The sequence below is a fragment of the Agrobacterium sp. genome (assembly GCF_032092815.1).
In the GTDB taxonomy this organism is placed as follows: domain Bacteria; phylum Pseudomonadota; class Alphaproteobacteria; order Rhizobiales; family Rhizobiaceae; genus Agrobacterium.
Map to the genome: position 1 here is coordinate 11,376 of NZ_DAMDBP010000029.1, position 7,974 is coordinate 19,349.

Annotated in this window: 6 protein-coding genes and 2 pseudogenes; 2 read left to right on the forward strand and 6 right to left on the reverse strand. The window is 57.0% G+C overall.

Annotated elements, in window-relative coordinates:
- From RT613_RS16270 to RT613_RS16285, 4 genes and pseudogenes are all read right to left on the reverse strand, one after another.
- A pseudogene (locus RT613_RS16270) lies at positions 1 to 157 on the reverse strand (LysE family translocator); the annotation flags it as partial.
- A 64-nt stretch (positions 158 to 221) separates the two neighbouring features.
- The gene (gene murI, locus RT613_RS16275) at positions 222 to 1,025 is read right to left on the reverse strand and encodes a glutamate racemase (protein WP_313616984.1); all 804 of its coding nucleotides are present in this window, start codon (positions 1,023 to 1,025) and stop codon (positions 222 to 224) included.
- Positions 1,006 to 1,851 carry an RNA methyltransferase gene (locus RT613_RS16280; RefSeq protein ID WP_313616985.1) on the reverse strand — a complete coding sequence of 282 codons (846 nt, stop codon included), beginning with the start codon at positions 1,849 to 1,851 and terminating at the stop codon, positions 1,006 to 1,008. Before RT613_RS16280 ends, murI begins: the two co-directional genes overlap by 20 nt.
- 89 nt (positions 1,852 to 1,940) lie before the next feature.
- Positions 1,941 to 2,477, reverse strand: a complete 537-nt coding sequence (locus RT613_RS16285; RefSeq protein WP_313616987.1) for a hypothetical protein — start codon at positions 2,475 to 2,477, stop codon at positions 1,941 to 1,943.
- A gap of 212 nt (positions 2,478 to 2,689) precedes the next feature.
- Between RT613_RS16285 and RT613_RS16290 the strand changes: the two genes are divergently transcribed.
- Complete coding sequence (locus RT613_RS16290) at positions 2,690 to 3,904, forward strand: NADP-dependent isocitrate dehydrogenase (RefSeq protein ID WP_313616989.1); 1,215 nt, start codon at positions 2,690 to 2,692, stop codon at positions 3,902 to 3,904.
- A gap of 124 nt (positions 3,905 to 4,028) precedes the next feature.
- The gene (locus RT613_RS16295) at positions 4,029 to 4,655 is read left to right on the forward strand and encodes a glutathione S-transferase family protein (protein WP_313616991.1); all 627 of its coding nucleotides are present in this window, start codon (positions 4,029 to 4,031) and stop codon (positions 4,653 to 4,655) included.
- A gap of 91 nt (positions 4,656 to 4,746) precedes the next feature.
- Here RT613_RS16295 and alaS read toward each other — a convergent pair whose 3' ends face one another.
- Both alaS and RT613_RS16305 read right to left on the reverse strand, forming a co-directional pair.
- Positions 4,747 to 7,410: an alanine--tRNA ligase gene (gene alaS, locus RT613_RS16300; protein WP_313616993.1), complete on the reverse strand. Its 2,664-nt coding sequence runs from the start codon at positions 7,408 to 7,410 to the stop codon at positions 4,747 to 4,749.
- A 210-nt stretch (positions 7,411 to 7,620) separates the two neighbouring features.
- Positions 7,621 to 7,974: pseudogene (locus RT613_RS16305) on the reverse strand (DNA recombination/repair protein RecA); the annotation flags it as partial.

Genomic DNA, 7,974 nt, shown 5'->3' on the forward strand with positions numbered 1-7,974 from the left:
CAGTGAAATCGCCAAGCGCCACACCGGCAACCGTCGCGGTGCCCGCCTTGCGGCCATGGCCAAGCGCATAGGAAATGACCAGAAGGATGGTCGGACCGGGAATGGCCAGCATCACGATGGATGCGGCAACAAAGGCAATCCAGTTTTCAAACGGCATGATACGTCCTCACGCAACAGAGACGTGAAGCAAGCCACCAATCTGACAGAAGTTCAAGAGCCGTTTATTGGGCGCGCAATCCAAAACCCTGTATCAGCCGGCGGGTCGCAAAATCCGGATTTCCAGAGGTGAAGACGGCATAGTCAAATCCGTCAGGATGCTCCGCACCCTGCACCAGCGGCACGAGGTGACGCGCCCGGCGGGCAATGGCTTCCGCCGGGTCCAGCCAGTCCACCGGCCACGGCGCCAGGCGACGAAATACATTGGACATGAAGGGATAATGCGTGCAGGCCAGAACCACGATATCGGTCTTGGTGCCCTCATGTTCGACAAAACACGGCGCAATCTCGGCCAAGACAGCCTCATCCGAAATCGGCTCGCCACGGATCCAGCTTTCCGCCATGCGGGCCAGATTTTCCGAACCGACCAGCCGCACATGGCACTGGGTGGCAAAGGACTGGATGAGATCGCGCGTATAGGCACGTTTGACGGTGCCAGGTGTGGCAAGAACCGACACAAGGCCCGAACGGGTACGTTCTGCCGCCGGTTTGATGGCAGGCACGGTGCCGACAAAGGTCATGGCCGGAAAGGCTTCCCTTAATGCCGCGCCGGCCAGCGTAAAGGCGGTGTTGCAGGCTATGACACACACTTCGGGGTCATGCTCGGTGAGCAACCGGGCAAACAGCGCCAGAATGCGCTCTTTCAGCGCCTCTTCTTCCCAGCTGCCATAGGGAAAGCCGGCATCGTCGGCAATATAGATGAATTCGCGTTCGGGCATCAGAACGCGAATTTCGCGCAAAACTGTCAGACCACCAATTCCGGAATCAAAAACCAGAACGGGTTTCAGCTCATGCGTCTGTGCTGTCATCGTCCGAAACGCCCTTGCCGCCGGCATTGTTGTTGGGAGGCTGATAAAAAGCTCCACGCGGCGACGTGCGCGTGTAACGGTCAAACGTGCCGAACACACCGCGCAGAACGCTGATCTCCTGCGAGGTCAGCGCCCGTCTGGACAAAACGGCACGCAGATTTTCAGTCATGCGCGGCTTCTTGCCTTCAGGGCGGAAATAACCACGCGCATCGAGCGCCTCTTCCACCTGATCGTAGAGGCCGTGAAGCTCTTCCTTGGTGGCTGGCCGCTGCTCTACCGCCTGAAACAGCGTGGCAGTGACGTCTTCCATGCCGGACTTCATCCACTCATAGGACATCAGCAGCACGGCTTGGGCAATGTTGAGCGACGCAAAGGCGGGATTGACCGGGAAGGTCACGATCTCGTCTGCCAGTGCCACTTCCTCATTGGTCAGGCCCCAGCGCTCGCGGCCAAACAGGATGCCGGTCTTTTCACCGACTGCAAACTTGCTGCGCAGCGTCGCAACCGCCTCAACAGGTGCGCGCACCGGCTTGAAGCCGTTACGCTCACGCGCCGTGGTGGCATAAACGAAATTGAGATCGGCAATCGCCTCTTCCAGCGTCTCGAACACCCGCGTGCCATCAATCACGTGGTCTGCCTTTGAAGCAGCCGAACGGGCCTTCTCGCTTGGCCAGCCATCACGCGGATTGACGAGGCGCAGTTCTGCCAGGCCAAAATTGGCCATGGCACGCGCCACCATGCCGATGTTTTCACCCAGTTGCGGTTCAACGAGGATGATTGCCGGGCCTTCCGCCACAAGTTCCAGCTCGCTATTGGTACCAGCCATATTCTTCTTCCAGATTACACGGGCGCTTCACTGGCACAAAATGCACTGCAAATCAAAGTGCGCGGCATAAAAAGCGATATTAAGGCCGCTTACTCCTCGCCTTTGATGATGCCATCCATCTCGACCAGCAGGGAATCCGTGCCGTCATCACCCACGCGGTGAATGTCATCGATGACAGGCTTGCCGTTTTCTTCGATGACATCGAAATGCACTTCATTGACCATGGCCTTCATTTCGGCCTCGTCCATGCAGCTCCACAGCTTGAAGGACACTTTCACATCGCTGACGCGATCATCCTTGGGTGTGCCTGGTGCAATGGCCAGATCCTGGATCGGACAGCCATCCTGCGAGCTGGTGACGACATCGTAACCGAAGGGATCGCCCGGCTCGTTGTTTTCGGTGTCATAGGCGGGTTTCTTGGCTGCCTGACGGTAGGTATCGGCAAAGTGCTTGCTGAAAACGCTGGTCAGCATGTCCTCGTCAAAAATGTATTTCCACTCTTCCTGCTCACCGGACCAGTTCTTGACGGTGATATCCATGATCTGTCGCACCGGGACGGTCGCATCAGCTGCAAAGGCGCTGGTTGAAGCGAGGAAAATTGAGATAGCGGTTAAAAAGTGACGCATAGGGTTATCCGGTCGCAAATCGACAATGGCAGAAATGATTCGCCAGACTGTATTCCCATCCTGCCATTTGTCACCCACCCAACTTCATTTGGGCAGCCATGCAGAAAAACATGCTGCAAGCCTTTGCGGATGGCGCATGCGATGTTATAGCCGCACCGGATATTTTTCCGATACACGCGGACTTGTTCCGCCTCATTCATGGCGAGGAATTCATGGCAAAGATCAAGGTTGCAAATCCGGTTGTCGATCTCGACGGCGACGAAATGACCCGTATCATCTGGCAGCTTATCAAGGACAAGTTGATCCTGCCCTACCTCGATCTCGACATCGAATATTATGACCTTTCGGTTGAAAACCGTGACGCAACCAACGACCAGGTAACGGTTGACGCAGCACACGCCATCAAGAAGCACGGCGTTGGCATCAAGTGCGCAACCATCACCCCAGATGAAGCCCGCGTTGAGGAATTTGGCCTCAAGCAGATGTGGAAGAGCCCGAACGGCACCATCCGCAACATCCTCGGCGGCGTTATTTTCCGCGAGCCAATCATCTGCAAAAACGTTCCACGTCTGGTTCCAGGCTGGACCAAGCCAATCGTTGTTGGCCGTCACGCATTTGGCGACCAGTACAAGGCAACCGACTTCAAATTCCCAGGCAAGGGCAAGCTGACGATCAAGTTCGTTGGTGAAGACGGCCAGGTTATCGAAAAGGACGTGTTCGACGCACCAAGCGCTGGCGTTGCACTGGCCATGTACAACCTGGATGAATCGATCCGCGAATTCGCACGCGCATCCATGAACTACGGCCTGATGCGCAAGTGGCCAGTTTACCTGTCCACCAAGAACACCATCCTCAAGGCCTATGACGGTCGCTTCAAGGACATTTTCGAAGAAGTCTACCAGACCGAATTCAAGGCCAAGTTCGACGAAGCCGGCATCATCTACGAACACCGCCTGATCGACGACATGGTTGCTTCGGCGCTGAAGTGGTCCGGTGGCTACATCTGGGCGTGCAAGAACTACGACGGCGACGTACAGTCCGACACCGTTGCACAGGGCTTTGGTTCGCTCGGCCTGATGACCTCCGTTCTTCTGTCGCCAGATGGCCGCACGGTTGAAGCTGAAGCTGCACACGGTACGGTTACCCGCCACTACCGCCAGCACCAGAAGGGTCAGGAAACGTCCACGAACTCGATCGCTTCGATCTTCGCATGGACCCGTGGCCTGGCACACCGCGCCAAGCTGGACGACAATGCCGATCTGGCAAAGTTTGCCGCAACGCTGGAAACCGTTTGCGTTGACACCGTTGAAGCCGGCTTCATGACCAAGGACCTCGCACTGCTCATCGGTCCTGATCAGCCATGGCTCTCCACCACTGCCTTCCTCGACAAGATCGATGAAAACCTCAAGAAGGCAATGGCTGCCTGATACGGCAATCACCAACAAGACCTCTGGAAACCCGGCCTTCGTGCCGGGTTTTCTTTTGGCAAAAGCAATGTCTTGATTACGTCACGCCTCAGGCGCAGAATTTGCCTGAGATGGAGGAGACGTCATGAGTGACCTGACATTTTATACCAACCCCATGTCACGCGGCCGCATTGCCCGCTGGATGCTAGAGGAAGTTGGCGTACCATATCGCACCGAAATTCTGGGCTTCAGCACCGACATGAAATCGCCAGCCTACAAGGCGATCAACCCGATGGGCAAGGTGCCGGCCATCAAACATGGAGACACCATCGTCACCGAATGCGCGGCGATCTGCGCTTATCTTGCCGATGCCTTTCCCGGCGCCAATCTTGCGCCACCGCCTAAACAGCGTGGCCTCTATTACCGCTGGCTGTTCTTCACCGCTGGTCCACTCGAAATGGCAGGCTCCTTCAAGGCGCTCGGCATTGAGGTTCCGCCAGACAAATACCGCATGGTCGGCTGTGGCGCCTACGCCGATGTCATGAACACACTGGAACTGGCTGTCAGCGAAAACCGCTTTGTGGCTGGCGATCAGTTCACCGCCGCCGACGTTTATGTCGCCTCACATATCGGCTGGGGCATGCATGTCGGCACGGTCGAAAAACGTCCGCATTTTGTGGAATATCTCAGCCATATCAGCGAACGCCCGGCGTTCAAACGCGCGCAGCAGATTGATGAAGACGCAGCAAAGGAACTGCAGGCAGCAAGCTGACATCATTTGGTTGATGGCGATCAGGCAACAAAAAAGGCGGGCCGAAACCCGCCTTTTTTTCATTGAATGCATCAAGCTCAGTCAGCAGGCATTAGCCAGCGAGCGCAGCCGCAACAGCTGCAATTGCTTCGGAAGCCTTGGCGCCATCAGGGCCACCGGCCTGCGCCATGTCAGGACGGCCACCGCCACCCTTGCCGCCGAGTGCAGCAGAGGCAACCCGCACCAGATCAACGGCGCTGAAGCGCGCAGTCAGGTCTTCCGTGACCGACACAACAGCACTTGCCTTGCCATCTTCGGAAACAGCAATCAGCAGCACAACGCCGGAACCGATGCTTGCCTTGGAATCATCGGCAAGGCCCTTGAGGTCCTTGGCTTCGATCCCGGCCATTGACTTGGCCAGCAGCTTGACGCCACCGATATCCTGCACGTCGCTGGCAGCACCCTCAGCAGAACCGCCACCCATGGCCAGCTTGCGGCGGGCATCCGCCAGTTCCTTTTCGAGCTTCTTGCGCTCGTCCAAGAGGCCTTCAACGCGCGACAGAACTTCGCCCGGCTGAACACGGAGCGAAGAGGCCAGTGCCTTCACACGTTCATCCTGCTCGGCAAGATAGGCCAGAGCGCCCTGACCGGTGACAGCTTCGATACGACGAACGCCAGCGCCAACGGCGCTTTCGCCAAGCACGCGCACCAGACCGATTTCACCGGTTGCCGACACATGCGTACCACCGCACAGTTCTACGGAGTAAGGACGGTTGGCCTTGGCGCCGTGAATGCCGGTGCCCATCGACACAACGCGCACTTCGTCACCATACTTCTCACCAAACAGCGCCATGGCGCCTTCGGCAATCGCATCGTCAACGCTCATCAGACGCGTGGTCACGGGCGCATTCTGCAGAATGATCTCGTTTGCCATCTGCTCAACGATCTTCAGCTCCTCAGCCGTCATCGGCTTTGGATGCGAGACGTCGAAACGCAGGCGCTCAGGCGCAACAAGCGAACCCTTCTGGGCAACGTGCGTGCCGAGAATTTCGCGCAGCGCTTCGTGCAGCAGGTGGGTTGCGGAGTGGTTTGCACGCAGACGCGAGCGACGATCATGATCAACCGTCAACTGAACTGCATCACCGACCTTGAGACCGCCCTTTTCAACCGTACCGATGTGAACGAACAGGCCCTCGCCCTTCTTCTGTGTATCGGAAACGGCAAAGGCGCCATTGTCAGAGGAGATGATACCGGTATCACCCATCTGACCACCGGACTCGCCGTAAAACGGGGTCTGGTTGACAACGATCTGCACGGTTTCGCCGGCAGCAGCAGCATCAACAGCCTTGCCGTCCTTGACGATCGCCTGAACAACGCCTTCAGCTGTTTCGGTGTCGTAACCGAGGAATTCGGACGCACCGAGCTTTTCCTTCAGTTCAAACCACACGGTTTCCGTTGCCTTGTCGCCGGAACCGGCCCAGTGCGAACGTGCCTCGGCCTTCTGGCGCTCCATGGCATCGGTAAAACCGGAGATATCAACGCCAATTTCACGCGCACGCAGTGCGTCCTGCGTCAGGTCGAGCGGGAAGCCGTAGGTGTCGTAGAGCTTGAACGCGGTTTCGCCGTCCAGCATGTCGCCCTTGTGCAGGGTCGAGGTTGCGTCGGACAGCAGCGAAAGACCGCGCTCCAGTGTCTTGCGGAAACGGGTTTCTTCAAGCTTCAGTGTTTCGGAAATCAGCGCTTCTGCGCGCACCAGTTCCGGATAGGCACGGCCCATCTGCTGAACGAGCGTTGGCAGCAGCTTCCAGATCAATGGCTCCTTCGAACCCAGCAATTCGGCGTGGCGCATGGCACGACGCATGATACGGCGCAGCACGTAACCACGACCTTCATTGGACGGCAGAACACCGTCGGCAATCAGGAAGGCGGACGAACGCAGGTGGTCAGCGATAACCCGGTGGCTGGCGCGCTTTTCGCCTTCGGCAGCAACACCGGTTGCCTCTACGGAAGCCGAGATCAGCGCACGGAACAGATCCGTGTCGTAATTGTCGTGTTTGCCCTGCAGCAGCGCGGAAATACGCTCAAGACCCATGCCGGTATCGATCGATGGACGCGGCAGGTTGATGCGCTCTTCCTTCGTCACCTGCTCATACTGCATGAAGACGAGGTTCCAGATTTCGATGAAACGGTCGCCATCTTCATCGGCAGAGCCTGGAGGGCCACCCCAGATGTGATCGCCATGGTCATAGAAGATTTCAGAGCACGGACCGCAAGGACCGGTATCACCCATGGCCCAGAAGTTGTCGCTGGTTGGAATGCGGATGATGCGATCATCCGAGAAACCGGCAATCTTCTTCCACAGGTCAAAGGCTTCGTCGTCCGTGTGGTAGACGGTCACCAGAAGACGGTTCTTGTCGATGCCGTATTCCTTGGTGATCAGGTTCCAGGCGTGCGTGATCGCCTCTTCCTTGAAGTAGTCACCAAAGGAGAAGTTACCGAGCATTTCAAAGAATGTGTGGTGACGGGCGGTGTAACCGACATTGTCCAGGTCATTGTGCTTACCACCAGCGCGTACGCATTTCTGCGACGATGCGGCTGTCGAGTAAGGACGGCTTTCCAGACCGGTGAACACGTTCTTGAACTGAACCATGCCCGCATTGGTAAACATGAGGGTCGGGTCATTGCGCGGCACCAGAGGGCTGGAGGCTACGATTTCATGACCATTTTTCTTGAAGTAGTCGAGAAAGGTCGACCGGATTTCATTTACGCCGCTCATGCCCACACACCGCTCATACTGAGTCCTTCATCGCCGTTTTCAATACGGCCAAAATATCAAAATCACTGGCTTTTATCGTTCACGTCTGGCCCTGTCCAGCCATTCGGGCCGCAACCATGGCACAAAAAAGGCCGCATGAACCGTGTCATGCAGCCTTTTGTTTCAATTCATACAGCGCCGTTTCAATTGAGTAACAGCGACCCGACCAAATCAGGCGTCCGGGCCATCGCTGTCTTCTGAGCCTTCCGGACCACCATTTTGCAGGAAGCGGTCTGCAATCAGGCCGGCATTCTGGCGAAGCGACATTTCGATTTCATTGGCAAGCGCCGGGTTTTCCCTCAGGAAGGTCTTGGCGTTTTCACGCCCCTGCCCCAGACGCTGGCTGTTGTAAGAGAACCATGCACCCGACTTCTCGACGATGCCGGCCTTGACGCCCAGATCGACCAGCTCACCGGTCTTGGAAACGCCTTCGCCATACATGATGTCGAATTCGACCTGCTTGAACGGAGGTGCCATCTTGTTCTTGACGACCTTGACGCGGGTCTGGTTACCAACAACCTCTTC